Source organism: Dokdonella sp. (assembly GCF_044227025.1).
In the GTDB taxonomy this organism is placed as follows: domain Bacteria; phylum Pseudomonadota; class Gammaproteobacteria; order Xanthomonadales; family Rhodanobacteraceae; genus Dokdonella_A.
In genome coordinates, this window is record NZ_JBGAFX010000003.1 from 521408 (window position 1) to 545196 (window position 23789).

A 23789-nucleotide genomic window follows, 5' to 3' on the forward strand; every position below is an offset into this window, starting at 1 on the left:
GACGCCATGCTGAACCGCCTCGTCGAACTGTCGTTGCGCTACAAGGTGCTGGTGCTGATCGGCTTCGTCGTGGTGGCGTTCCTCGGCTACCGCGCGCTGCGCACCGTACCCATCGACGCGTTCCCCGATGTGACGCCGGTGCAGGTCAATGTCTACACCGAGTCGCCGGGCCTCGCCGCGGAAGATGTCGAGCAGTTGCTGACGTTCCCGGTGGAGTCGGCGATGGCGGGCCTGCCGAAGGTGCAGGAGATCCGCTCGGTCAGCCTGTCCGGGCTGTCCCATGTGTCGGTGTATTTCGCCGACGACATGGACATCTACTTCGCGCGCCAGCTCGTCAACGAACGCCTGCAGGAGGTCGGCGATCGCCTGCCGGCCGGCTACGGCAAGCCCGGCATGGGTCCGAACACGTCCGGCCTCGGCCAGGTGCTGTGGTACACGGTCGAGCGCAGCGACGAGAAACCCGCGCAACGCATGTCCGACATGGACCTGCGGACGCTGCAGGACTGGACCATCCGCCTCATCCTGCGCACCGCGCCCGGTGTCGACGACGTGACGTCGTGGGGCGGCGGCGAACGCCAGTTCCAGGTGCGCATCGATCCGCTCAAGCTGATCAAGCACCGGCTGGGATTCAAGGACGTGATCGCCGCGCTGGAGGCCAACAACGGCCAGGTCGGCGGCAACTTCGTCGACATCGGACGCGAGCAGTTCCTCGTGCGCGGCCTCGGCCTCGTCAAGGACGCCGAGGACATCGGGCGCATCGTGCTGAAGACCGAAGACGGCACGCCGGTGTACGTGCGCGACGTGGCCGCCGTCGAGCAGGGACCCGCGCCGCGCTTCGGCGCGGTCACGCGCGACGGCCACGAAGTCGTGCTCGGCGTGGCCCTCGCGCGCGTCGGCGAGAACGCCAGGACGGTCGTCGAAGCGGTCAAGGCCAAGCTCGACACCGTGCGCGGCGCATTGCCCGAGGGCGTGGTGGTGAAGCCGGTCTACGAACGCACGGACCTCGTCGACAAGGCGGTCGGCACCGCGGTGCGCGCGCTCGTCGAAGGCTCGCTGCTCGTCGCGGTGATCCTGTTCCTGTTCCTCGGCGAACTGCGCTCGGCGCTGGTCGTGATCGTTGCACTGCCGATGGCGATGCTCATCGCGTTCATCGGCATGGAGTACGCCGGCCTGTCCGCCAACCTGATGTCGCTCGCGGGCCTCGCGATCGGGATCGGCATGATGGTCGACGGTGCCGTGGTGCTGGTCGAGAACGCGTTTCGGCTCATGGCCGAGCGCAAGGCGCACGGTGAACGCGTCGACCGTACCGCCGCCGTGCTCGCGGCGGCGCGCGAGGTCGCCAATCCGGTCGCGTTCGCGATCGGCATCATCATCGTGGTGTTCCTGCCGCTCTTCGGCCTCGAAGGGCTCGAAGGCAAGCTGTTCAAGCCGATGGCGCTCACCATCGCGTTCGCGATGGGCGGTTCGCTGCTGCTCGCGCTCACGCTGATCCCGGTGCTCGCCGCCCTGATCCTCAAGCCCGGCGAAGAACGCGACACCCGCCTCGTCGCCTGGCTCAAGCGTCGCTACGCGCCGGTGCTGGCGTGGGCGCTGCAGCGCAAGCGGCGCACCCTCGGCATCGCCGCGGCCGCGCTCGTCGCGAGCCTCGCGCTGTTCCCGTTCCTCGGCAAGGAATTCATGCCGCAGCTGCAGGAAGGCTCGATCATGTGGCGCGTCACCGCGATCCCGTCGACCTCGCTGGACGAATCGATCGATGTCTCCAGGCGCATCGCCGAAGCGTTCAAGGCGTTTCCCGAGGTCGAGACCACGCTCGCGATGATCGGTCGTGCCGAGAAGGGCGAGACCGCCGACGTCAACTACATGGAGATCTACACCGCGCTCAAGCCCGAGAAGGAATGGAAGAGCGGGCGCTCGATGCGGCAACTCGACGAGGCGATGCTGGAGACGCTCGGCAAGGTCGTGCCGACGACGGTGCCGAGCTTCACCCAGCCGATCCAGATGCGCGTGGAGGAATTGATTTCCGGCGTGCGCGCGACGCTCGCGCTGAAGCTCTACGGCGAAGACCTCGAGGAACTCGATCGCCAGAGCCGGGCGCTGAAGGCCGTGCTGGCGAACGTGCCGGGCGTCGCCGACCTGTCGCTCGAAGCGAACCTCGGCAAGCCGCAGATCCGCATCGCGGTGAACCGCGAGGCGCTGGCGCGCTACGGCCTCAACGCCGACGACGTGCTCACCGTCGTGCGCAACGGCATGGGCGGCGAGCCGGTGACGACGCTGCTCGACGGCGTCAAGCGCTTCGACATCGCGGTGGTGCTCGCGCAGGAGGCGAAGGCCTCGGTGCCGGCGATCGAGTCCTTGCCGCTGCGCGCGCCGGGTGGCGCGCTCGTCGCGTTGCGCGACGTCGCGGACGTCAGCGTGGGCGAGGGCTATTCGTTCGTACGGCGCGAACAGCTGCAGCGCTACGCGGTGATCCAGATGGACGTGCGCGGCCGCGATGTCGACGGCTTCGTGCGCGACGCCAACGCCGCGATCGCGCGGCAGGCGACCTTGCCGCCGGGCTACTGGGTCGAATGGGGCGGCGCGTTCGAGAACCAGCAGCGCGCGATGGCCAGGCTCGGGCTGATCGTGCCGGTCACGATCCTCTTCATCTTCGTGCTGCTCTACACCGCGTTCAATTCCGTGCGCCACGCGGCGCTGATCCTCGCCAACGTACCGTTCGCAACCATCGGCGGCATCCTCGCGCTGGCGTTGACACGCCAGTACCTGTCGGTGCCATCCGCGATCGGTTTCATCGCGGTGTTCGGCGTGGCAATGTTGAACGGCATCGTGCTCGTCAGCGTCCTCGACGAACTGCGCGAGTCCGGACTGTCGATCCGCGAAGCGGTCACGCGCGGCACCGCGCTGCGGCTGCGCCCGGTGCTCATGACCGCCAGCGTCGCGGTGCTCGGCCTCGTGCCGATGCTGCTGTCGCGCGGCGTCGGTGCGGAGACGCAACGCCCGCTCGCTGCGGTCGTCGTCGGTGGCCTCATCACCTCGACGCTGCTGACGCTGGTGCTGCTGCCCGTGCTGTACGAATGGATCGAGGAACGCGCCGCGCGGCGCGCTCAAGTGCAGGATCATGCATGAAGAAGATCATGGCCTGCGTGCATCACGCGCGCGTCGCGGATGCCGTGCGCTCGCCGGGGAACGCCAGCGAATGCCGCTCGAAGGGGCAACGATGGCGAAAAAGTCGCGTCGATGCCGGTGCGCGACGCTACCGAAGTGCCGGAAAGTCGAGGGCGTGCCGCTTGCAGTGGCAACCTGCTGCTTGCGACGGACAGGCATGCCGCACGAAGCGACTGCGATGGCGAAAAGAGTCGCATCGATGCCGATCGGCGACGCGGGCGGAGCGTCGGGACGTCGCACGCTCGCCGCTGCAAGCGGCTGCGTTGCCGTTCAAAGCGGCACCGTCGCGACTCCCAACGCCATGGATGCCGCTGAAAGCGGCAGCGCTGGCGAAAAAAGTCGCATCGATGCCGCTCGGCGACGCCGGCGGAGCGCCGGAAGTCGCACGCATGCTGCTTCAAGCGACACCGTTGCCGTTCGAAGCAACAGCGTCGCGACATCCAACCCTAAGCATGCCGTTCGAAGCCAGCAACGCTGGCGAAAAAAGTCGCATCGTTGCGGGTCGGTGACGCCGGGCCCGCGCGCGCGACAAATGGCGCCGCCGACGAATTGCGCGGCCGCAATGAAATAATCTACACGGTAATTCGCGCGCGGACTGGGTGCGTCCCAGTTCGGCAGGGTGCAGCGTTACCGAGCCGAGGGGAGCGATGTATGGGCATCTGCAAACTCTGCCTGCAAGACAAGGTGCTCCGCCGTTCGCATATTGTTCCGGAGTTTCTCTACGGCCCTATCTACAACGAAAAGCACCAGATGATGGGGATTACAGGGCGTGGGCAGAAGCGGTACGAGGTTGTGCAGAAGGGGATTCGCGATCGGCTCTTGTGCGATGAATGTGAGGGTCTGCTAAACGACCAATACGAGAAGCCCTTCAAGAGCATATGGACCGAGAGATACCCAATTCCTGACGATGCTCCGCTCGGTGCAATCGTTAACATCAAGTTAGCTTATGCGACCTTTCGATTGTTCCAGCTTTCGATTCTCTGGCGGGCGTCCGTATCTTCCGATCCAAATTTTCGTGTCGTGGGGCTTGGCAAGCACGAGGATATCTTGCGGTCGATGCTGTTGCGTGGAGAGGTTGGCAATGCGGAGTTGTATCCGATTTGGGGCATGGTCATTCGGTTTCAGGGAGGTCTAAGGCGACAGCTGCACGTCCCGCCTTGGAAGTCCCGGGTTGCAGGTCAAATCGTATATTCGATGGTTTGGGATAGCATCTGTTGGCAGTACGGAGTTTCCTGCTCGCCTGTCCGACCGGATCGCGACGGCCGACTTCAAGTCGACGGGTCCATGTCTCTCATGGTGAGGCGTCCGGAGGAGTTCCGAGCAATCGCCGACGTAGGCGCCGCGTGGCGGGGAGAGTAGCCAGCCACCTGTCGCGACATCGGAGTGCGATTGCGTCAGCCGCAAAGTTGTGTCCGACCGAACCAATATCTCCCGATTTCTTCCGGCCTGTTCCGGGCTTTTTTCATTCCTTTCCCTCCGAAATATCAAGCCTTGGAACATGCGCGCCTGCATGTGAGCGGGGCGCGGTTTCCCTCATCCGCCTCCGGCACTTTTTCCCGCAAGCGGGAGAAGGGACGACCCGCAACCGGGAATGCGGGGCCGACGCGTGGCGTCGATCAGTCGAAACCGTTCGCGAAGATCAGGTCCGCGGACGGATTCAGCAGGCGCATCGTGGCGAAGTCGACCAGCGCCGAACCGGTCGTGCGCTGTGCGCGGCCGGCGGCGACGATGCGACCGTCGCGCTGCAACGCCAGCGTGTCGATCTCGCTGTAGATGCCGGTCGGCGCGAGGTCCGCTTCGAAGACGCCGGCGTTGGCGAAGGTCGCGTCGAGGTCGCCACCGTTCGCGTTGCAGCGCACGGCGACGAAGTTCTCCTTCGCGGAGGTGTAGTACGCGGCGGAGGCGACCAGCTTGCCGTCGGGCTGGATAATGAGCCCGGTCGCGTTGGCGCTCTCGGCACTCGGCAGGATGGCGGGCTTGAAGTAGCCGGGATTGGCGGCCTGCCCGAAGGTGGTGTCGGTGGATCCGTCCGGGTTGACGCTGCCGAACACGAGTCCGGTGATGTTGTCGCTGGTGTTGTGGTAGCCGGCGAACGCGATGCTGCCGTCGGCGCGCGGCGCGATGCGTTCGATGCGGCTGGTGACGGAGGTCTCCGACGGGTCGTGGAAGACGCGCCAGCCGACGCTCGCGAAGGTCGGGTCGAAGCTGCCGTCGTCCTTCAGCCGTGCGAGCGCGTAGTCGTTGCCGAGGCCGGGGCCGTTCGCCTCGAAGCCACCGCCGATCACGATCGCATCGCCGTCAACGACCGCGAGATCGTCGACGTAGCCGGACGAGGCCGGGTCGCTCCACGCGATCGTCTTGACGCCGTCGGTGCCGAACGTGGCGTCGTAGGCGCCGGTGCCGTCCAGGCGCGCGATCGTGGTGGTGTAGACGAAGGCGACATTGTCGAAGTGCTCGCCGCCGACCACGATGCGCTGCTGGCTGTCGAGCCTGACCGTGTGCAGGTAGGTCATCGGCATCAGCACTACGCCAGCGCTGCCGAAGCTTTCGTCGACGTCGCCGCCTTCGGTGAGCTTGACGATGTAACCCTGGATCGGCTGGTTGACCATGCCGGTGCCGACCGCGACGTAGGAGCCGTCGGGAAACCGCGCGATCGACTCGATGCCCTGCATGCGCGTGCCGGTGACGAGGTCGGGCAGCTCGTGCAGGCCGTCGATGGTGGTGTTGCCGAACGTCGTGTCCGGGCTGCCGTCCGCATTGAGGCGCAGCAGCATGCCGCGGATCTGCGGCTCGTAGAACGGCGCCGGCGGCACGACCTTGTTGCGCGCGCCGGCGAACAACAGCTTGCCGTCGGGCAGCTCGATCGTCGCGTGCGGATAGATCGAGCGCGCGGACACGTCATCGGTCGCGACGTAGCTGATGCCGGCGGTGCCGAAGCCGGGATCGGGGATGCCGTCGGCGGCAAGGCAGGGAACGGCGAAGGTCGCGGCCAGCGTAGCGGTCGCGCAGGCGAGCAGGTTCTGCAACACGGGTCAGGTCTCCGTTCAGTGATCGGAATGACGACGCGGCGCGAGCGTCCACCGTCGCACATGGACGTGCATGCGCGTTCGATCACCAACGGATATGTTTTCCATCAATGCGGCTTGCAAAGCCGCCACTGCATCGGCTGGCGTTGCGTGGATTGCGCGGATCGCTGCGGCCGACCATCGCTGGAGCCACACCCCGCCGGCGACCGGGTCCGCGATGTGGCCGGATCCTGTGGCCGCGCAGGCGCATGCTTTGCCGGACGCGCGCGATGGCCGTTTCGGCCCATCATGAATCGGAGCCGACAGTCCATGTCCATTCCGGCATCTGACCAAATGGCGCGGCGGGGCCCACACTATGTCCACCTTACTGGAGTACGGCACATGCAGACGCGTCGACTCGGCAACACCGGCCTCGAGGTCTCGGCGATCGGCCTCGGCTGCATGGGCCTCAGCTTCGCCTATGGCCCCGCGCTGGACAGGACGGCCGCGGTCGCGCTGCTGCGCGCGGCGGTCGAACGCGGGGTGACCCTGTTCGACACGGCCGAGGTGTACGGGCCGTTCGCCAACGAGGAACTGCTTGGCGAAGCGCTGGCGCCCGTGCGCGAACGCGTGGTGATCGCGACGAAGTTCGGATTCGCGATCGATCCGGCGACCGGCAGGCAGGCCGGGCTCGACAGCCGGCCCGGGCACATCAGGGCGGTCGCCGAGGCGTCGTTGAAGCGTCTTCGCGTCGACACGCTCGACCTGTTCTACCAGCATCGCGTCGATCCGGACGTGCCGATCGAGGAGGTCGCCGGTGCGGTGAAGGACCTGATCGCTGCAGGCAAGGTGAAGCACTTCGGTTTGTCCGAAGCCGGGGCGCAGACGATCCGTCACGCGCATGCAGTGCAGCCGATCGCGGCGCTGCAGAGCGAATACTCGTTGTGGTGGCGCGAGCCGGAGCAGGCGATCCTGCCGACGCTCGAGGAACTCGGCATCGGCCTGGTTCCCTACAGCCCGCTCGGGCGCGGATTCCTCACCGGTGCGATCGACGAGAGCACGACGTTCGACAGCAGCGATTTCCGCAATGCGATGCCGCGCTTCTCGGCCGAGGCGCGCAAGGCGAACCAGGCCCTCGTCGACGTGCTCGGCGACATCGCGGTGCGCAAGCAGGCGACGCGCGCGCAGATCGCGTTGGCGTGGCTGCTGGCGCAGCGGCCATGGATCGTGCCGATTCCGGGCACGACCAAGCTACACCGGCTGGAGGAAAACCTCGCTGCCGCGGAGGTCGAACTTTCCAGCGACGACCTGCGCGACATCCGTGCCGCCGCGGATGCGATCACGGTGTACGGTGCGCGCTATCCGGAGCACCTGCAGAAGCTGGTCGGGCGCTGAGCGAAGGGTTCTCCTGTGGGAGCGGCGGAAGCCGTGATGCTTCTTGCCGCGCCCAAAGCATCGCGGCTTCCGCCGCTCCCACAAGAAGGGGCGGCCCCGGTCCGTCGCCTTGCGATCCGTTCGCCGCGGGGTTGAATGGATGGATAAAATCACCAACGAGGAATACCTTGTCGGATCGCGAGATCGATCCGCTCGTCCATGACGTTCCCCATTCCCCGCAAGGAAAATCACATGACCACCAAAGCCTACGGCGCCCACGCTGCCGACAAGCCGCTCGAACCGATCGCGATCGAACGACGCGCGCCGGGTGCGCGTGACGTGCAGGTCGACATCGCCTATTGCGGCGTCTGCCATTCGGACCTGCACACGGTGCGTTCCGAGTGGGGCGGCACGCGTTATCCGTGCGTACCTGGCCATGAAATCGTCGGCGAGGTCACCGCGGTCGGCGGTGACGTGAAAGGCTTCAAGGTCGGCGACACCGTCGGCGTCGGATGCCTCGTCGGCAGCTGCCAGCGCTGTGCATCGTGTGCGGACGGGCTCGAGCAGTATTGCGAGAACGGCTTCGTCGGCACCTACAACGGTCCGACCAGGGATGCGCCCGGCCACACGCTTGGCGGCTACTCGCAGCGCATCGTCGTCGACGAGAAGTTCGTGTTGAAGATCCGCCATCCGAAGGAACAGCTTGCCGCGGTCGCGCCGCTGCTGTGCGCAGGCATCACGACCTATTCGCCGCTCAAGCACTGGAACGTCGGGCCGGGCAAGAAGGTCGGCATCGTCGGCATCGGCGGTCTCGGCCACATGGGCGTGAAGATCGCGCATGCGATGGGCGCGCACGTGGTCGCGTTCACGACCTCGGAAGGCAAGCGCCAGGATGCATTGCAGCTCGGTGCGGACGAAGTGGTGGTATCGCGCGACGACAAGCAGATGCGCGCGCACCGCGGCAGCTTCGACCTCATCCTCGACACGGTCGCCGCGAGCCATTCGCTCGATGCGTATTCCGAACTGCTGAAGCGTGACGGCACCCTCGTGCTCGTCGGCGTGCCCGAGCACGCGCATCCGTCGCCGAACGTGGCGAACCTCATCTTCAAGCGCCGCGCGATCGCCGGCTCGCTGATCGGCGGCATTGCCGAGACGCAGGAGATGCTCGACTTCTGCGCCGACAAGGGCATCGTCTCCGACATCGAGATGATCCCGGCGCAGAAGATCGACGAGGCCTACGACCGCATGGTGCGCAGCGACGTGAAGTATCGCTTCGTGATCGACATCGCGACGGTTGCCTAGAACCCGTCGTGCCGGTCGTGCACTCCGGGTCGGGTCGAAGGGTCCGGAACGGGCGGCAACTTCGGGTGTTTCGCTGCTTGCCTGAAGCGGCGCCGGCGCGCGCCGGCGCGGCATCGGACCAGCCGCCGACGAGTGCCGCCGCAACGGGTTGCGCTTATCATGCGCAAACGGGGACGAGCGCCCTGCCACGCGTCCACACCAAGGGGATCACCATGCCGACCGTCCTGTCCGCCCTGCGCAGCACCCGTCCATTCGCCAGCGCGGCGGCCCGGCCCGCCGGGCGTACGCGCGGGCTTGCGCGGAGCGTGGCGCTGGCGGTGTCCTGCGCCGCCGCGACGCAAGCGGCGCTCGCCGCCGGCGGGCAGCCCGGCGTGCGCGGCGTCTCCAGCTTCACGGTCGGTGGAACCGTCGGAGGCCTGGTCGGCACCGACCTCGTGCTGAGCCTCAATGGCGGCAACAATCTGCTGGTCGGCGCGAATGGGGGCTTCACGTTCGCACAAGCGTTGACCACGGGCAGCGTCTACGACGTGACGATCGCGCAGCAACCGATCGACCCCACCCAGGTCTGCACCGTCGGCAATGGCAGTGGCACGATAGGTATCAGCAATGTCACCGATGTCCAAGTCGACTGCGCCCAGCCCCAGCCGCACCTCGTGCTGACGGTCGACGACGACCACGCCTATGCGCGCTACGGCATGACGATGAGCTATGTCGTGACATTGACCAACGACGGCAACGGCGATGCCACCGGCGTGAGCATCGCGAACGTGTCGCCGCCGCAGCTCAATGCGGCCCAGACGACGTGGACCTGCGTCGGCGCGGGCGAAGGCGCCACCTGCAGCGCAGCGGGATCGGGTGCGCTCGTCGACAGCGGCATCGCACTGCCGGTGGGTCGCAGCCTGGCCTGGCTGGTGACCGCGCCGATGCGCGCGGACGCAACAGGCGACACGCTCGAGTACACGGTCGATGCAAGCGGTGCCGGTAAGGCGAGCGCGACCGACAGCGACGTGCTCGTGCTGCTGCGCACGGGCATGGATGTGCCGTACAGCGACGGCGCCGAGGGCTCCCTGCCTCCCGCTCCGTAAAAGCAGCGAGCAGCTTCCTCTCCCTGTCGCCGTCAGAGAGAGGATTGGGGCGAGCGGGCGCGGCGCTGCGCGCGTCGGCCTCTCCCCGACGGGGAAAGGCGACGAGGCACCGCCTATTTGCCCTTCGCGTCGACGGACGCTGCGGCGTCCTTCCGTTCCCGCTGCACGCGCGCGTCGAGCAGGCTGCGCGCGGTGGCGGCGTACGTGCGGCATGCCTGCGCGTCGATGAACGGGTTTTGTTTCGGCTTGCGCGCGATCCGCGCGAGCTTCCTGTCGACGTCGGCGACTCCCGGGTGCACCGAAATCAGGATGTCGCAGGGCAGGTTCGCGACGGTATCGATGCTGTGGCGGAACGTCTCGGCGAGATCCGCGTGGGTTGTGTCGGCGAGGTAGTGGAAGCCCGGCGCGGAGATCGCGTTGATGCTGTCGGCATAGACGACATCGAGACACTGGCCGTCCTCGCACGAGCGCCACGTCCAGGTCGTGCTTCCCGGCGTGTGTCCGGGCGTGAAATGCGCAGTCACCGCGAGAGCGCCGAGGCGCACGGTTTCGCCATCATGCACGTCGCGTACGCGGGCGACGGCAGGAAAGCCGTTGTCGGGAAAACCCGCTTGCGGATCGTCGGCGGCGACGCGACCGCTGCGCAGCGCCTGCGCACCCGACGGACTCGCCAGCACGTCGGCGCCGGAATCGCGCTGGAGCGCCGCGATGCCGCCGGCATGATCGAAGTGCGCGTGGGAATTGAGAATCAGCTTGACGTCTTCCAGCTTGAAACCAAGCTGGCGGATGTGCGCTTCGATTTCCGGCGCCGACTGCGGCAAACCGCCGTCGATGAGGATGGCGCCGGCATCGCCGTGGATCAGGACCGAACTCAGGCCGCGTACGCCGACGTAGTAGGTGTCGCCATGGATGCGCTGCGGTGCCTGCGGGCCGTTCCAGTCCGCCGCCGCCTTGAAGACGATCGGGCGCGTGAGCGGATCGTCGCTTGCGTGGACGAGGGCGGGCAGGATGAAGGCAAGGGTGGTGCAGAGCAGTCGTTGCATGGATGACCCGAAGGGCGGCAGGTGGAACGTGCGAGTGTCGTCGGGGAATGTGGCACGCGGCGGGCAACACATGGCGACTGCATGACGCCGCCGCGCCGCGATTGCCTCGGGAGGAACGGCAGGCCCGCCGACGCAAGGCACCGGCAGCGCGCCTTGTCGCGTCGTGGCGTGTCCCGTGGCCCGGATACCGTCGTTCGTCGCAGCGGGCTTTCATTCGCGATGACGCGCCCGCGATAGTTGCGCCGCGATTTCCCGCGTGCCATGCCCAGTCCGGCCGGAGTCCTGCGATGACCAATGCCTCCAGTCCCGTGTTGCAGGGGTCGTTGCGGGCACCGCCCGGCGTTGCGCTGGGTGGGTTCGCCGATCGCATCGGCGCTCCCGCGCTGAAGGCGGCCGCGACGTCATGGTTCGTGGTCGCCGTGCTCGGCCAGTTGCTGTTCGTCGCCTACGTAATCGGGTTCTACGGTCGCGCGGCGCTGCAGGGCCGCTTCGAGGCATGGAACAAGGTACTGCCGCACGGCTACGTGGCGGGCGACACGTTCGGCAATCTGGTCGTCTCGTTGCACCTGGCGTTCGCGACCGTGGTCATCGTCGGCGGCGCGTTGCAGTTGATGCCGGCCGTTCGGCGCGTCGCGCCCGCTTTCCATCGCTGGAACGGGCGCATCTATCTTGCCTCGGTGCTGCTGATGAGCGTCGGCGGCCTGGTCATGGTGTGGACGCGAGGCACCGTCGGCGACCTGTCGCAGCACGTCGCGATCAGCATCAATGCGCTGCTGATCATCGCGTTCGCGGGCATGGCGTTTCGTCATGCGCTGGCGCGCCGCATCGACCTGCACCGACGCTGGGCGCTGCGCCTGTTCCTCGTCGTCGGCGGCGTCTGGTTCTTCCGCATCGGCCTGATGGCATGGATCGTCGTCAACCGGGGGCCGGTCGGTTTCGATCCGAAGACGTTCGCCGGCCCGTTCCTCACCTTCCTCGCATTCGCCCAGTACGTGCTGCCGCTGGCGGTGCTCGAGCTGTACCTGCGTGCGCAGGCGGGTCGCGGATCGCTGCAACGGGTCGCGGTCGCGGGCGGACTGTTCGCCCTTACGCTGCTGACCGCTGGCGGTATCGTCGCCGCCTCGATGATCATGTGGTTGCCGCGGTTGTGATTGCCGCCACCTGACTGCGCGACCGGTTCGTTGCTATCGTCAAGCCATGGATGCCGACCTTCCGGAACCGCCACGCGGATTCGCGCGCCTGTTCGCCTGGCGCCGCACGAAGCCGGTGCTGATTGCGTGCGGGCTGATGACGCTGCTGATGGCGCCGGGCTGGCAGGCGACGTACGCGGTACTCGTCTCGCGCACGCTGTTCATCGGCATGTCGTTGCTGTGCGTATTCGGCCTGTTCGAACGCTGGCCGGCGAACCTGCCGCGCTGGGTCGCGCGATGGGGACTGCAGGTGGTCGCGGTCGCCGTCGCGGTGCCGTTCGTGGTCGCGATCGCCTACTGGCTGACGACGCTCGACCTGCCGGAGCCGTGGTTCCACGACAGGAAGCGCCTCGGCGGTTATGCATCCATGACGATCCAGGGCCTGCTGATCGCGCCGTGGATGGCGGTCGCGGCCTTGCTCAAGCAGATCAAGGGCGAGGCGCAGAAGCAGGCGCTCGCGTTCGAGCTTGAACGCAGCGAGTACGAACGCAAGGCGCTCGACGCGCGCCTGCGCCTGTTGCAGGCGCAGGTCGAACCGCACTTCCTGTTCAACACGCTGGCGAACGTGCGCGAACTCGTCGACGCGCGCTCGCCGCAGGCGTCGTCGGTGCTCGGCAGCCTGATCGCCTACCTGCGTGCCGCGGTGCCGCGCCTGCACGAACCAGCCACCACGCTCGGCCAGGAGCTCGAACTCGTGCGCGCCTATCTCGAGGTCATGCACATGCGCATGCCGGATCGCCTGCAGTTCGCGCTGGACGTCGACGACCAGGCGGGTCCATTGTTCTGTCCGCCGATGACCCTGCTGACCTTGGTCGAGAACGCGGTGCGCCACGGCATCGATCCGGGCGAGCGGGGCGGCCGCATCGACGTGCGCGTGCGGGTGCGCGAGGGACGCTGCCACGCCGAAGTGGTCGACAACGGGGTCGGCCTCGCGCACGCCGCGGACGGACTCGGCACGGGATTGTCGAACCTGCGCGAACGCCTGCAGCTCGCGTTCGGCGGCGATGCGCGGCTGCGCCTGGAAGCGATCGAACCGCATGGCGTGCGCGCGACGCTCGATTTTCGCGCGCGCGGGAGCGCTGCATGAACGTCGCAACCGCATTGATCGCCGACGACGAACCGCTGCTGCGCAAGGCGCTGGTGCGCATGCTCGCCGATGCATGGCCGCAGCTCGAGGTGGTCGCGCAGGCGCGTAACGGTCGCGAGGCGGTGGAGCAGTACGAGGAACGCCAGCCGGGAATCTGCTTCCTCGACGTGCACATGCCGGGACTATCCGGCGTCGAGGCCGCGCGCTTCATCGGTCGGCGCGCGCACCTCGTGTTCGTCACCGCATACGACCGGTACGCGGTGCAGGCGTTCGAGCATGGCGCGGTCGACTACCTCGTCAAGCCGGTCGAGCCCGCACGGCTCGCCGACACCGTGGCGCGCCTGCAGGAGCGGTTGCGCGCGGCGCAGCCCGCAACCGACCACGAGGCGCTGCTGGAGCAGCTCGAAGCGCGCCTGCGCCGCAAGGACGCGCCGGCGTCGCTGCGCTGGTTGCGCGTCGCGGTCGGCCAGTCGCTGCGCATGGTGTCGGTCGACGAGATCGACTTCCTGCGCTCCGACGAGAAGTACACCGTCGTCGCATGGCGCGGCGACGACGGCCGCGCAAACGACGGCCTCATCCGCACGCCGCTGAAGGAGCTGCTGGCGCAGCTCGATGGCTCGCGTTTCGCGCAGGTGCACCGCTCGGTGGTCGTGAACCTGCATGCGATCAGCCACGTCACGCGCGGCGACAACGAGACCGCCGACATCCATCTCAAGGGTCGTGCCGACGTGCTGCCGGTCAGCCGCAGTTACCTGCACCTGTTCCGGCAGATGTAGGCGGGCGGACGCGCACCGCGATTGCGCAATCGCTCACGTTTCCGTTGCATGCGTTGCGGTTACCTTCGCCGGGGGCCACTACGGGGACGGAACATGCAGGGAACCGCAGCGCGCGTGCGCCGGCACGCAGCCATCATGGCTTCCTTCGCGCTCGCCGCGCTCGCGATCGCATCGCCGGCGGCGGCGTTCGAGACGATCCATCGCGACGGCTTCGACTTCCCCGCCAACCACGCCTCGCCGCTTGGCACGAATCTCGACGGCGTGGTCGACTACTCGACGAGCTACAACTTCATCGACGCGATGAAGCAGTCGCGTGGCTGGATCACCCAGGACACCACCGGCAGCGGCGTGTTCGACACCGGCGACGAGGCCTGCCTCGACCTCGACGCGCGCGGCTACCTGCGCTCGCTCGCCCCGGTCGCCGCGAATCCGGGCTGCGACACGCCGTCCTACAACGCGGTCGCGACGCTGTTCTCGTTCGGCGATTTCGGCGGCCACTACCCGGGCGGCCGCTACGTCGTCACCTACGACGGCAGCGCGACGATCAGCTATTTCTTCGCCGCGCACCGCAACGTGGCGTTGTCCACGCCGGGCCGCGACGTGCTCGACGTGGATTCCGCGACCGGCGGCTGGATGATGCGCTTCGATGCGATCGACAGCGGCAATCCGCCGCGCAACATCCATGTCTGGATGCCGGGCTACGACGAGCACCGCGGGCCGGGGCAACTGTTCCATCCGGACTTCCTCTCGCTGATCCGGCGCAACAAGGTGCTGCGCTTCATGGACTGGATGCAGACCAACAACTCGACGCAACAGGACTTCGCCCATCGTCCGCACCTCGACGACGTGCGCTGGACCGAAGGCGGCGGCGTGCCGCTCGAGATGATGGTCGAACTGTCGAACCGCACCGACGCGGATCCCTGGTTCAACATGCCGCACCGCGCGACCGACGACTACATCACGCAGTTCGCGCAGTCGGTCAAGCGCTTGCTGCAACGCAATCGCCGCGTCTACGTCGAATATTCGAACGAGGTCTGGAACGGGCAGTTCGGCCAGGGCGCCTACGTCGAATCGATGGGCACCGCGGAGTATGGCAACATCGGTTCCGGCTTCGATCGCCGCCTCAACTGGCACGGCGAACGCACCGCGCAGATGTGCGACCTGTGGAAGGCCGCATGGGGAGCGGATGCCGCGCGCGTCACCTGCGTGCTCGGCGCGCAAGCCGCAAACGCCTACACGCAGGAGCAGTCCGCCGACTGCCCACTGTGGAGCACGGGCGCGCCGTGCAGCGCGCATGGCATCACCGCGATCGCGATCGCACCGTATTTCGGCGGCTACATGGACGGCCCTTCGACCGCGGCGACGATCGAGACGTGGTCGCCCGACACGCTGTTCGCGGAAATCGCGAACGGCGGGCAGCTGGCAGGCGGACCGGCGGGCGGCGCGCTTGCCGAAGCGCGCGGCTGGATCGCCGCGCAGCATGCCGCAGCCGTCGCGCGCAACCTGCACCTCGTGACCTATGAAGGCGGGCAACACCTCGTCGGCATCCTCGGCATCGAGAACAACACGACGATCGAGGCACTCTTCACCGGTGCGAACCGCGACGCGCGCATGGGCGCCGCTTACGCGACGCACCTCGACGACTGGCGCGCCGGTGGCGGCGAGCTGTTCATGAACTTCACGTCATCGAGCGGCTACGGCAAGTTCGGCAGCTGGGGCGCGGTCGAATACCTCGACGAACCCAGCACGCCCAAGCAGAACGCGCTGCTCGATTTCATCACCGCGAACCCGTGCTGGTGGGCCGGCTGCGCTGACTGACGATGGTTTGGCGCTTGGATTGCCGCGCCATTCGCGAAGTCAGTCGTCTGTCCACTTCGCCACGGATTCATACCGACGCGCGAGGTCGGTCGCCATGTCCCTTGCTCGTTGCAAGTCGGCAGGTGTCATCTCGGCAGCGGTTCGCTCGCGGGTACGTTCGAGGAATTCGCGAAGGGTCGCCTCTTGCTCTCGAGCGATGGCGATCGAAAGCGAGGCGTGTGCCGCGGCGGCATCGTGGGCTTTGCCTCTTTCGGCATACGTGAAGCCCGCATCGACAAACCCGAGTTGGTAGCCGAGGTTTGCCGATCTCTTGAAATAGCCGATCGCTTCGCGTGGTTCGCCATCACGACGCCGTATGACACCGAGCGCGTGGATGGCGGGCGGGAATTCGCGGCCCGCGGCGCTCGTCAGCAGTTTCCATGCCTCTCGCTTGTCGACGGTGCCGCAGGTGCCGATGTCGAATCCGGTTCCGAGCCAGTACATCGCCTTGACGTCGCCTGCGCCTGCCCGTTGCTTGCGCGACGCGACCGCCTCCGGCGTGCAGGAATCGTCTGCCTCCTCCGCGCCAATGGCTTGTTGGAGGCTGCCAAGGGCCGTCAACGCGATGACCGCCATTGCGAACGATCGGATGACTGCGATCATGAACCGGCTCCTGGAGGGCGTGACAAATTGATCCGGGCTCAGGGAACGACCTGGTCGATGGCCAGCGCGAGCGGCTCGCTGCGGTGCACGTCGAGCGGCGCCGACAGCACCTGCAGGTCGCCGCTCTGCGGCAGCGCATTGCCGGACTTCGAGATGCGTGCGCCGACCACGACCTGGGGGAACATCGACAGTTTCATGTTCGGCAGCATGCCCATGCTCTCGTCGAGCGTGACCGTGAGCGGCAACTGCGAGGCCTTGAGGCGCTGGATCGCGAGCGGCATCGGCGGCCCGCTCGCCGCGCGCGCGAACACGAACAGCGTGGCGTCGGCATCGAGCTTGCCAGCGAGTTTCGGATCGAGCGACACCTGCACCGTGAGTCGCGGCGCAGCCGCTGCCGTGCCACTGGCGGCAGTGTCCTTTGTGGGAGCGGCGGAAGCCGCGATGCCCTGGCTGCTTTCCCGGGCCGGCGGCCTCATTGGTGCCGGCGTCTCCTTGCCGTCGCGCTTCGCTTCCGCCTCGGCGATCTGCTGTTTCACGCTCGCCGCGACTTCCGAGCCCGCTTCGAGCAACGGCATAAGGGTGTTCCAGCGCGCGATCGCGGCATCGTAATGACCTGCCTGGTAGTCGCTGATGCCGAGCAGCCACAGCGCGCGCTGGTTGCTCGCGTCGACCTTCAATACACCTTCGAGCAGATCTCGTGACTCGCCCTGGATGCGATGATCCGGAGCGACCACCGCGAGTGCCTGCGCGTATTCGACCGTGACCGCCGGATTGTCCTTCGCGAGTTCGTGTGCATGCCGATAGGCGTCGAGCGATTCCTGTGTGCGACCGGTGGCCTGGTACGCGCGCGCGAGCAGTGCCCAGCCTTCGACGTCGTCGGGCTGCTGCGCAAGGCGCGCGGCGAGTGCTTCGATCGCCTTCTGCATGTCGGGGCCGTGCTCGTCCGCCGGCGCTGCCGCGACATTCGCGGGATCGAGCGCCTGCGGTGCGCCGACGAGGCGATACAGCAGCAGCGCCGAGGCGGGCAGGAGCAAGGCGACCAGCAGCAGGGCGGCGAATGCGCCGCGCGACGGACGCGCAGGCGTTGCTTCGGCGCTGGATGCGACCAGCACCTCGCGCTTGCGTGCGTGTTCGTCGGCGTCGATGACGCCGGCCGCGAGCGCCTGGTCGAGCGCACGCAGACGCCGCGCCGCCGGATCGGTCGCGCCCGATCGATGGCGCAGCAGTGGCACCAGCACGAATGCGAGCGCGGTGGCGATCATCAGCGCCACGCAAACCACGAACATCGCCATCACCAGTCGTCCTCGAGATCGCTTGCATGGCGCGCGGTTGGCGCCGGTGTGGCGGTCGTCGCGCGCGCGCGCCGGCGCACGATCGCGAGGATGCCGGCGCCGCCGGCGAGCAGCACGAGCAACGGCCCGAACCACAGCAGCCAGGTACCACCGCGCAGCGGCGGGTCGTACAGCACGAAATCGCTGTAGCGAGCCGTGAGCCACTGCTTGATCTCGGCATCGCTCTTGCCGGCCTGCATCTGCTCGAACACGTCCCGGCGCAGGTCCGCCGCAAGCGGCGCGCTCGAATCATTGAGGCTTTCGTTCTGGCACACCAGGCAACGCAGCTGTTTGGTCAGGTTCTGGAAGCGCAGCTCCTCGGCGCGGTCCCTGAATGGCAGCGGATCGACCGCCGCGTGCGCGCAGGCGATCAGCGCGAACGCGAGCGCGATGCGGACCAGGCGGTTCATCGCGCCTCCGCCTTCATCTTCGCGATGCGCGGCAGCAGCTCGGTCGCAATGATCGCGGGCGTGATCGGGCTGATGTACTTGTAGCGCACGATGCCGCGGGCATCGACGAGGAAGGTCTCCGGCGCACCGGTCACGCCGAAATCGATCGCGACGTCGCCGGGAAGGTCGGCGATCACCACGTCATAGGGATCGCCGAACTGCATGAGCCAGCGCTGCGCATCGGCGGCCTCGTCCTTGTAGTTGAAGCCGACCAGCTTGATGCCGAGCGATTTGCCCTGCTGCATCAGGATCGGATGCTCGTCGCGGCAGGCGACGCACCAGCTCGCGAACACGTTGAGCAGGTACGGCTGTCCTGCAAGTTCCTTGCTGCCGAGCGATTTCGACGGGTCGCCAAGCAACGGCAGGCTGAAGGTCGGCGCGGGTTTGCCGATCAGCGGCGACGGCACTTCGCGCAGGTCGTGCGAGCTGCTCCACCAGATGCCGAAACCGAGCAGGGCAAGCACGAGCATGAAGCCCGCGAAGGGCAGCAGGCGTGCATTCATGCGTTCGCCTCCGCATTGGTCGCGGGTGGTGCCAAGGGCTCGCGCGTGGGCAATGTCTTCGGGGCAGGCAAGGCGCGGAAGCGCCGGTCCGCCGCGGCAACCAATCCGCCGAGCACCATGAACAGCGCGCCGAGCCAGATCCAGCGCACGAACGGCTTCACGTACACGCGCACGGCCCACGCGCCGTCGGTGCCGATCGGTTCGCCGAGTGCGACGTACACGTCGCGGAAGAGCCCGGGGTCGATCGCCGATTCGGTCTGCGGCTGCTGGTTGCGCAGGTACACGCGCTTCTGCGGATGCAGGGTTGCGACGACATTGCCGTCCTTCAGCACGCTCAGCGTGCCCTGCTGCGCGGTGAAGTTCGGACCCTTCGCTTCCTTCACGCCGTCGAAGCGGAAGTCGAGCGCGCCGATCGTCACGCTCTGGTTCGGCGCGAGGCGCACGTCCTTCTCGACGCTGGTCGCCTCGACGATCAGCACGCCGGCGACGAAAACCGCCACGCCGAAGTGCGCGCAGATCATGCCGAGCATCTCCGGCGTGTAGCGGCGGCCACGCGGTGCGTGGCGCCAGCGCGACAGTGCATACAGCACGATGCCGAGGCCGACCCACAGCGATGCGGCGGTGCCGACGATCGCGCGTGACGGCAGGCCGTCGGCGAATGTGCGCGCGAGGATCGCCGCGACGATCGCGCAGGCGATCGCGCCGACGAACGCAGGTCGCAGCGCCGCGAGCGCGACGCGCCAGTCGCCCGCACGCCACTTGATGAAGGGGCCGAACGGCATCAGCAGCACGACCGGCAGCATCAGCAGCACGAACATGAAACCGAAGTACGGCGGTCCGATCGAGATGCGGCCGAGATTGAATGCGTCGCCGATCATCGGGTAGAGCGTGCCGAGCAGGACCATTGCCGCCGCGACCGTGAACATCAGGTTGTTGACCAGCAGCAGGGTTTCGCGCGAGACCGCGGCGAACGGCTCACCACCCGCGACTTTCGGAGCACGCAGCGCATACAACAGCAGCGAACCGCCGATCACGATCGCGAGGAAGCACAGGATGAACAGTCCGCGCTTGGGGTCGGCCGCGAACGAGTGCACGCTGGTGAGAACGCCCGAACGCACGAGGAACGTGCCGAGCAGCGACAACGAGAATGCGAAGATCGCGAGCAACTGGGTCCACGCGCGGAACGAGCCACGCTTCTCGGTCACTGCCTGCGAATGGATCAGCGCGGTGCCGACCAGCCACGGCATGAACGAGGAGTTCTCGACCGGATCCCAGAACCACCAGCCGCCCCAGCCGAGTTCGTAGTACGCCCACCACGAGCCGAGTGCGATGCCGAGCGTCAGGAAGGCCCATGCGACATTCGTCCACGGGCGCGCCCAGCGCACCCACGCGACATCGAGGTTGCCGCCGAGCAGCGCCGCGATCGCGAACGAGAACGCGACCGAAAAGCCGACGAAGCCCATGTAGAGCATCGGCGGATGCACGATCATGCCCGGGTCCTGCAGCACCGGGTTCAGATCGTTGCCGTCGACCGGCATCGGCAGCTCGCGCAGGAACGGATTCGATGCCAGCACCAGGAACAGCAGGAAGCCGAAGCTGATGAAGCCGAGCACGCCAAGCACGCGAGCGATGAAGTCGTCCGGCAGGCGGCGGCTGAACGCGGCGACTGCGACGGTCCAGAGATTGAGAACCAGCACCCACAGCAGCATCGAGCCCTCGTGCGCGCCCCATACCGCCGTGAAGCGGTAGTACCACGGCAGCACCGAGTTGGAATTCTGCGCGACGTAGGCGACCGAGAAGTCCTGCGTCACAAACGCTAACGTGAGTATCGCGAACGCCAGCACGACGAAAACCGCCTGACCCGCGACCGCCGGCCGCGCGACCGCGATCAGCGCGCGGTTGCCGAGCTGGGCGCCCAGGATCGGCAGCACGCACTGCGATGCGGCCAGCAACAGGGCGAGGATCAACGCGAATTGACCGAGTTCGGGGAGCATGCGGAACGGCTGCGCGGCGGGGAAACCGCAAGCTTACGCGACTTGCCGGGGTGGCAGTACCGAGGGGGTGCGGCGGATCGGCGCAGGAACCACGGAGCGCCGGGACAGTCCCGCCTGGCCGGCGAGCATCGGGGCCTTGTCGGTGAGGAGGTCGCCGAACAGATGCGCACGCTGCGCACGACGCGAAAGGCTCTGGTGGGATGCGCGTGCTGCGCTCGACGCGAACGGCTCTGGTGGGATGCGCGTGCTGCGCTCGACGCGAACGGTGGCGGAATGCGCTTCTGCGTTGATCCGTTCCCCCTGAGCGCAGGCCTGCAAGGCCGGAGTCGAAGGGGCTCTCCGGTACGCGGGCGTTTCGACTTCGCGCGCGTGCCGCGCGCTGCGCTCAACGCGAACGGCAGCGGGATGCGCCGGCTCTGCCTTGATCCGTTCCCCCTGAGCGCAGGCCTGCAAGACCGGAGTCGAAGGGGCTTTCCGGTACGCGGGCGTTTCGGCTTCGCGCGCGTGCCACGCGCCGCGCTCAACGCGAACGGGATAGGCTCGCGGTGCGCCGTGCGCGTTCGAACGCATCGGGCCCGGCGCTTCCGCGTGCTAGGCTGCGCGCGCCCGCGACGCGTGCGGCATGCACGCCAGCGGTCGATTTCCACAGGGATTCGTGATGAAGCTGACGCAAATCCTCTACGCGCTCACCGCAAGCCTGGCCATCGTGACCGGCCTGGTCCATTCCGTTCTCGGCGAGCGTCTGATCTTCCGTCATCTGCGTGAGAACGCGATCGTGCCGAGCCTCGCTGCGCCGCCGTTGCAGGTGCGTCATGTGCGGATCCTCTGGGCGACCTGGCACCTTGCGTCGGTCTTCAACTGGGCATGCGCTGCAATCCTGTTGTGCGCGGTCGGTTCTGCAACGGCACCGGCTCCGATCGTCGTCAATGCCATCGGCGTCGCTTACCTTGGCTGCGCCGCGCTGGTGTTCGTCGGCACGCGCGGGCGACATCCGGGCTGGATCGCGTTGTTGCTGGTGGCGGTCTTGACCTGGTTCGCTGCGAATGCGGGTTCATGACGCGGAGCCTGCTGGCAACTCCGATCAGGATTTCCTCCTCGTCGCCGGTGCAAGCGCTCCGCGCGCGGCAGCGCCGAGCAGCTTGCGGAACGTGGGGCATTCCATGTGGCTCGGCGCGCTGCAGGCGGCGGCGTGGCGCAGGCCGTTGCGCATCGCGGTGAGCTTGCGGATGGTCGCGTCCAGTTCCCGTGCCTTGGTCGAGAGCAGCGCGCGGTCGATGCGCGGTTGGCCATCGGCGAACATGCGCGCGATTTCCTCGAGCGAGAATCCGGCGGCGCGTCCGAGCGTGATCAGGGCGAGCCGTTCCAGCACGCCCGCATCGAACTGGCGGCGCAGGCCGCGTCGCCCGATCGAGCGGATAAGGCCCTGGTCCTCGTAGTAGCGCAGGGCCGAGGCTGCCACGCCCGAGCGGCTCGCGACCTCGCCGATGTCGAGTTCGTGCATGTGCTTGACCTCAAGTGGACTTCAAGTGGCAGAGTGCGCTTGTCTCCCAATGGAAGCAAGCCCGTGGATACCACCATGAATGAAGCAGGACGCGCCGACAGCGCACAGTCCGCGCTCTGGAACGGCAGCGCCGGACGTGCCTGGGTCGAGGGCCAGCCCGCGCTCGACGCGATGTTCGAACCGTTCGAGGCGCGCCTCGTCGAAGCGGTCGCAGCGCGGCTGCCACGCAGCGTCCTCGACGTGGGGTGCGGTACCGGTGCGACGACGCTGGCGATCGCGCGGCGGCACGGTCCGTCGTCGCAATGCACGGGCATCGACATCTCGGCGCCGATGATCGAAGTGGCACGCAGGCGTGCGCAGGAGCAGCATGCGACCGCACGCTTCATTCGTGCCGACGCGCAGGAGCATGTCCTTGCAGCGGCGTCGTTCGACTGGATCGTGTCACGCTTTGGCGTGATGTTCTTCGACGACCCCGTCGCCGCGTTCGCGAACCTTCGCCGCGCGGCGACGGATGATGCCGGCCTGCATTTCTTCGCCTGGCGCAGCGCCGCGGAGAATCCGTTCATGACCACCGCCGAACACGTCGCGCGCCGCTGGTTACCGCGCATGCCGAGGAGTGCACCGGGCGCTCCCGGGCAGTTCGCATTCGCGGACCCGGCGCGGGTCCGGTCCATCCTCGACGCGAGCGGCTGGACCAGCGTCTGGATGGAGCCGGTCGATGCGGCCTGCCGCTTTCCGGCGAGCGCGTTGACGCAGTACATCACGCAGATGGGACCGCTCGGACGCGCGCTGCAGAACGTGGATGCATCGACGCGCGAGCGTATCGTGGACGATGTGCGCCGAGCGTTCGAGCCGTACGTGAAGGGCGAGGACGTGCGCTTCGATGCCGCCTGTTGGGAGGTTTCCGCCCGGTCGGCGCAGGCGATTCAGGTGAGGCCGTGAGCGATATCGGATTGCCGGTCGTGTACGCAATCGTCCTCGGCATCGGCGCGACCGCGCTGCTGGATCTGTTTTCGTGGCTGCGGCAGCGGTTGTCCGGCATCGCGGCGCCGGACTTTGCGCTGGTCGGGCGCTGGGTCGCGCACATGGGCAAGGGGCGGTTCCGCCACGATTCGATCGCGGCCGCCGCGCCCGTTCGCGGCGAACGCGAACTCGGCTGGAGCGTGCACTACCTGACCGGCATCGCGTTCGCGTCCCTCCTGCTCGCGGTGTGGGGTGCCGGATGGGTACGCCAACCGAGCATCGCGCCGGCACTCATCGTCGGCGTCGGCAGCGTCGTCGCGCCGCTGCTTTTGATGCAGCCCGGCATGGGCGCCGGCATCGCGGCACGCCGCACGCGCAATCCGTGGATCGCGCGCGCACGCAGCGTCCTCACTCACACGGTGTTCGGCACCGGCCTGTACGTGAGCGCATGGGCGATATCCGCCTGGGGACCGGGATGAACCCCGACGCCTTCATCCCTTCGCCGCGACACTGTGTGACCATCGGCGGACACCCTGCCTGCGGATACGCTGATACGATGCAGGT

General features: G+C 67.4%; 21 protein-coding genes. 12 read left to right on the forward strand and 9 right to left on the reverse strand.

What is annotated here, in order from left to right; genetic code table 11:
- Positions 1-6 precede the first annotated feature (6 nt).
- Together ACILRJ_RS10055 and ACILRJ_RS10060 are read left to right on the forward strand one after the other, a co-directional pair.
- On the forward strand, positions 7-3123 hold the full coding sequence (locus tag ACILRJ_RS10055) for an efflux RND transporter permease subunit (protein WP_395682948.1): 3117 nt from the start codon (positions 7-9) through the stop codon (positions 3121-3123).
- Positions 3124-3467: 344 nt separating this feature from the next.
- Positions 3468-3671 (forward strand): hypothetical protein, encoded by a 204-nt coding sequence (locus ACILRJ_RS10060; RefSeq protein ID WP_395682950.1) that lies wholly within the window; start codon positions 3468-3470, stop codon positions 3669-3671.
- Positions 3672-4778: 1107 nt separating this feature from the next.
- Here ACILRJ_RS10060 and ACILRJ_RS10065 read toward each other — a convergent pair.
- Entirely contained in the window at positions 4779-6191 is a 1413-nt protein-coding gene (locus ACILRJ_RS10065) for a hypothetical protein (RefSeq protein WP_395682952.1), read from the reverse strand.
- A 378-nt stretch (positions 6192-6569) separates the two neighbouring features.
- Between ACILRJ_RS10065 and ACILRJ_RS10070 the strand changes: the two genes are divergently transcribed.
- From ACILRJ_RS10070 to ACILRJ_RS10080, 3 genes are all read left to right on the forward strand, one after another.
- Entirely contained in the window at positions 6570-7562 is a 993-nt protein-coding gene (locus ACILRJ_RS10070; RefSeq protein ID WP_395682954.1) for an aldo/keto reductase, read from the forward strand.
- 231 nt (positions 7563-7793) lie between these two features.
- The gene (locus ACILRJ_RS10075) at positions 7794-8843 is read left to right on the forward strand and encodes an NAD(P)-dependent alcohol dehydrogenase (protein ID WP_395682956.1); all 1050 of its coding nucleotides are present in this window, start codon (positions 7794-7796) and stop codon (positions 8841-8843) included.
- Positions 8844-9055: 212 nt separating this feature from the next.
- The gene (locus tag ACILRJ_RS10080) at positions 9056-9928 is read left to right on the forward strand and encodes a hypothetical protein (RefSeq protein ID WP_395682959.1); all 873 of its coding nucleotides are present in this window, start codon (positions 9056-9058) and stop codon (positions 9926-9928) included.
- A 113-nt stretch (positions 9929-10041) separates the two neighbouring features.
- Here the strand turns inward: ACILRJ_RS10080 and bla are convergent, their stop codons facing one another.
- Positions 10042-10971, reverse strand: coding sequence for a subclass B3 metallo-beta-lactamase (gene bla, locus ACILRJ_RS10085; RefSeq protein ID WP_395682961.1), 930 nt, complete (start codon positions 10969-10971; stop codon positions 10042-10044).
- A 287-nt stretch (positions 10972-11258) separates the two neighbouring features.
- Here bla and ACILRJ_RS10090 point away from each other — a divergent pair, with 287 nt between their 5' ends.
- The 4 genes from ACILRJ_RS10090 to ACILRJ_RS10105 all read left to right on the forward strand — a co-directional run bounded on the left by ACILRJ_RS10090 (position 11259) and on the right by ACILRJ_RS10105 (position 15842).
- A complete protein-coding gene (locus ACILRJ_RS10090) occupies positions 11259-12122 on the forward strand; it encodes a DUF2306 domain-containing protein (protein ID WP_395682963.1) in 864 nt (287 codons plus the stop codon).
- 46 nt (positions 12123-12168) lie between these two features.
- Complete coding sequence (locus ACILRJ_RS10095) at positions 12169-13248, forward strand: sensor histidine kinase (protein ID WP_395682965.1); 1080 nt, start codon at positions 12169-12171, stop codon at positions 13246-13248.
- Positions 13245-14024, forward strand: a complete 780-nt coding sequence (locus tag ACILRJ_RS10100) for a LytR/AlgR family response regulator transcription factor (protein ID WP_395682967.1) — start codon at positions 13245-13247, stop codon at positions 14022-14024. The genes ACILRJ_RS10095 and ACILRJ_RS10100 overlap by 4 nt, the downstream gene beginning before the upstream one ends.
- A 135-nt stretch (positions 14025-14159) precedes the next feature.
- On the forward strand, positions 14160-15842 hold the full coding sequence (locus ACILRJ_RS10105; protein WP_395682969.1) for a hypothetical protein: 1683 nt from the start codon (positions 14160-14162) through the stop codon (positions 15840-15842).
- A gap of 39 nt (positions 15843-15881) precedes the next feature.
- On the opposite strand, the gene ACILRJ_RS10110 is transcribed toward ACILRJ_RS10105, so the two are convergent.
- The 6 genes from ACILRJ_RS10110 to ACILRJ_RS10135 are packed head-to-tail and all read right to left on the reverse strand — an operon-like array spanning position 15882 to position 21331.
- Positions 15882-16484 carry a hypothetical protein gene (locus ACILRJ_RS10110; protein WP_395682971.1) on the reverse strand — a complete coding sequence of 201 codons (603 nt, stop codon included), beginning with the start codon at positions 16482-16484 and terminating at the stop codon, positions 15882-15884.
- A 38-nt stretch (positions 16485-16522) separates the two neighbouring features.
- On the reverse strand, positions 16523-17776 hold the full coding sequence (gene ccmI / locus ACILRJ_RS10115) for a c-type cytochrome biogenesis protein CcmI (RefSeq protein ID WP_395682973.1): 1254 nt from the start codon (positions 17774-17776) through the stop codon (positions 16523-16525).
- Positions 17776-18225, reverse strand: coding sequence for a cytochrome c-type biogenesis protein (locus ACILRJ_RS10120; protein ID WP_395682975.1), 450 nt, complete (start codon positions 18223-18225; stop codon positions 17776-17778). Before ACILRJ_RS10120 ends, ccmI begins: the two co-directional genes overlap by 1 nt.
- Positions 18222-18767 (reverse strand): DsbE family thiol:disulfide interchange protein, encoded by a 546-nt coding sequence (locus tag ACILRJ_RS10125; RefSeq protein WP_395682977.1) that lies wholly within the window; start codon positions 18765-18767, stop codon positions 18222-18224. Before ACILRJ_RS10125 ends, ACILRJ_RS10120 begins: the two co-directional genes overlap by 4 nt.
- Positions 18764-20761 carry a heme lyase CcmF/NrfE family subunit gene (locus ACILRJ_RS10130; protein WP_395682979.1) on the reverse strand — a complete coding sequence of 666 codons (1998 nt, stop codon included), beginning with the start codon at positions 20759-20761 and terminating at the stop codon, positions 18764-18766. Before ACILRJ_RS10130 ends, ACILRJ_RS10125 begins: the two co-directional genes overlap by 4 nt.
- Before the next feature lie 33 nt (positions 20762-20794).
- The gene (locus tag ACILRJ_RS10135; RefSeq protein ID WP_395682981.1) at positions 20795-21331 is read right to left on the reverse strand and encodes a hypothetical protein; all 537 of its coding nucleotides are present in this window, start codon (positions 21329-21331) and stop codon (positions 20795-20797) included.
- Between the two features lie 88 nt (positions 21332-21419).
- Here ACILRJ_RS10135 and ACILRJ_RS10140 point away from each other — a divergent pair, with 88 nt between their 5' ends.
- Positions 21420-21818 (forward strand): hypothetical protein, encoded by a 399-nt coding sequence (locus tag ACILRJ_RS10140; RefSeq protein ID WP_395682983.1) that lies wholly within the window; start codon positions 21420-21422, stop codon positions 21816-21818.
- Between the two features lie 24 nt (positions 21819-21842).
- Here ACILRJ_RS10140 and ACILRJ_RS10145 read toward each other — a convergent pair whose 3' ends face one another.
- Positions 21843-22262: a helix-turn-helix domain-containing protein gene (locus tag ACILRJ_RS10145; RefSeq protein ID WP_395682985.1), complete on the reverse strand. Its 420-nt coding sequence runs from the start codon at positions 22260-22262 to the stop codon at positions 21843-21845.
- Positions 22263-22337: 75 nt separating this feature from the next.
- Between ACILRJ_RS10145 and ACILRJ_RS10150 the strand changes: the two genes are divergently transcribed.
- Together ACILRJ_RS10150 and ACILRJ_RS10155 are read left to right on the forward strand one after the other, a co-directional pair.
- Positions 22338-23204 carry a class I SAM-dependent methyltransferase gene (locus ACILRJ_RS10150; protein WP_395682987.1) on the forward strand — a complete coding sequence of 289 codons (867 nt, stop codon included), beginning with the start codon at positions 22338-22340 and terminating at the stop codon, positions 23202-23204.
- A complete protein-coding gene (locus ACILRJ_RS10155) occupies positions 23201-23704 on the forward strand; it encodes a DUF2938 domain-containing protein (protein WP_395682989.1) in 504 nt (167 codons plus the stop codon). The genes ACILRJ_RS10150 and ACILRJ_RS10155 overlap by 4 nt, the downstream gene beginning before the upstream one ends.
- Positions 23705-23789 lie beyond the last annotated feature (85 nt).

Excerpts from the sequence above, each read along its gene's own strand:
- bla (WP_395682961.1), bottom strand. The coding sequence starts at position 10,971 with ATGCAACGACTGCTCTGCACCACCCTTGCCTTCATCCTGCCCGCCCTC.
- ACILRJ_RS10090 (WP_395682963.1), top strand. The coding sequence starts at position 11,259 with ATGACCAATGCCTCCAGTCCCGTGTTGCAGGGGTCGTTGCGGGCACCG.
- ACILRJ_RS10095 (WP_395682965.1), top strand. The coding sequence starts at position 12,169 with ATGGATGCCGACCTTCCGGAACCGCCACGCGGATTCGCGCGCCTGTTC.
- ACILRJ_RS10075 (WP_395682956.1), top strand. The coding sequence starts at position 7,794 with ATGACCACCAAAGCCTACGGCGCCCACGCTGCCGACAAGCCGCTCGAA.
- ACILRJ_RS10055 (WP_395682948.1), top strand. The coding sequence starts at position 7 with ATGCTGAACCGCCTCGTCGAACTGTCGTTGCGCTACAAGGTGCTGGTG.
- ACILRJ_RS10140 (WP_395682983.1), top strand. The coding sequence starts at position 21,420 with ATGAAGCTGACGCAAATCCTCTACGCGCTCACCGCAAGCCTGGCCATC.
- ccmI (WP_395682973.1), bottom strand. The coding sequence starts at position 17,776 with ATGGCGATGTTCGTGGTTTGCGTGGCGCTGATGATCGCCACCGCGCTC.
- ACILRJ_RS10130 (WP_395682979.1), bottom strand. The coding sequence starts at position 20,761 with ATGCTCCCCGAACTCGGTCAATTCGCGTTGATCCTCGCCCTGTTGCTG.
- ACILRJ_RS10125 (WP_395682977.1), bottom strand. The coding sequence starts at position 18,767 with ATGAATGCACGCCTGCTGCCCTTCGCGGGCTTCATGCTCGTGCTTGCC.
- ACILRJ_RS10060 (WP_395682950.1), top strand. The coding sequence starts at position 3,468 with ATGCCGCTGAAAGCGGCAGCGCTGGCGAAAAAAGTCGCATCGATGCCG.
- ACILRJ_RS10150 (WP_395682987.1), top strand. The coding sequence starts at position 22,338 with ATGAATGAAGCAGGACGCGCCGACAGCGCACAGTCCGCGCTCTGGAAC.
- ACILRJ_RS10135 (WP_395682981.1), bottom strand. The coding sequence starts at position 21,331 with ATGCGTTCGAACGCGCACGGCGCACCGCGAGCCTATCCCGTTCGCGTT.
- ACILRJ_RS10110 (WP_395682971.1), bottom strand. The coding sequence starts at position 16,484 with ATGATCGCAGTCATCCGATCGTTCGCAATGGCGGTCATCGCGTTGACG.
- ACILRJ_RS10145 (WP_395682985.1), bottom strand. The coding sequence starts at position 22,262 with ATGCACGAACTCGACATCGGCGAGGTCGCGAGCCGCTCGGGCGTGGCA.
- ACILRJ_RS10080 (WP_395682959.1), top strand. The coding sequence starts at position 9,056 with ATGCCGACCGTCCTGTCCGCCCTGCGCAGCACCCGTCCATTCGCCAGC.
- ACILRJ_RS10100 (WP_395682967.1), top strand. The coding sequence starts at position 13,245 with ATGAACGTCGCAACCGCATTGATCGCCGACGACGAACCGCTGCTGCGC.
- ACILRJ_RS10120 (WP_395682975.1), bottom strand. The coding sequence starts at position 18,225 with ATGAACCGCCTGGTCCGCATCGCGCTCGCGTTCGCGCTGATCGCCTGC.
- ACILRJ_RS10070 (WP_395682954.1), top strand. The coding sequence starts at position 6,570 with ATGCAGACGCGTCGACTCGGCAACACCGGCCTCGAGGTCTCGGCGATC.
- ACILRJ_RS10105 (WP_395682969.1), top strand. The coding sequence starts at position 14,160 with ATGGCTTCCTTCGCGCTCGCCGCGCTCGCGATCGCATCGCCGGCGGCG.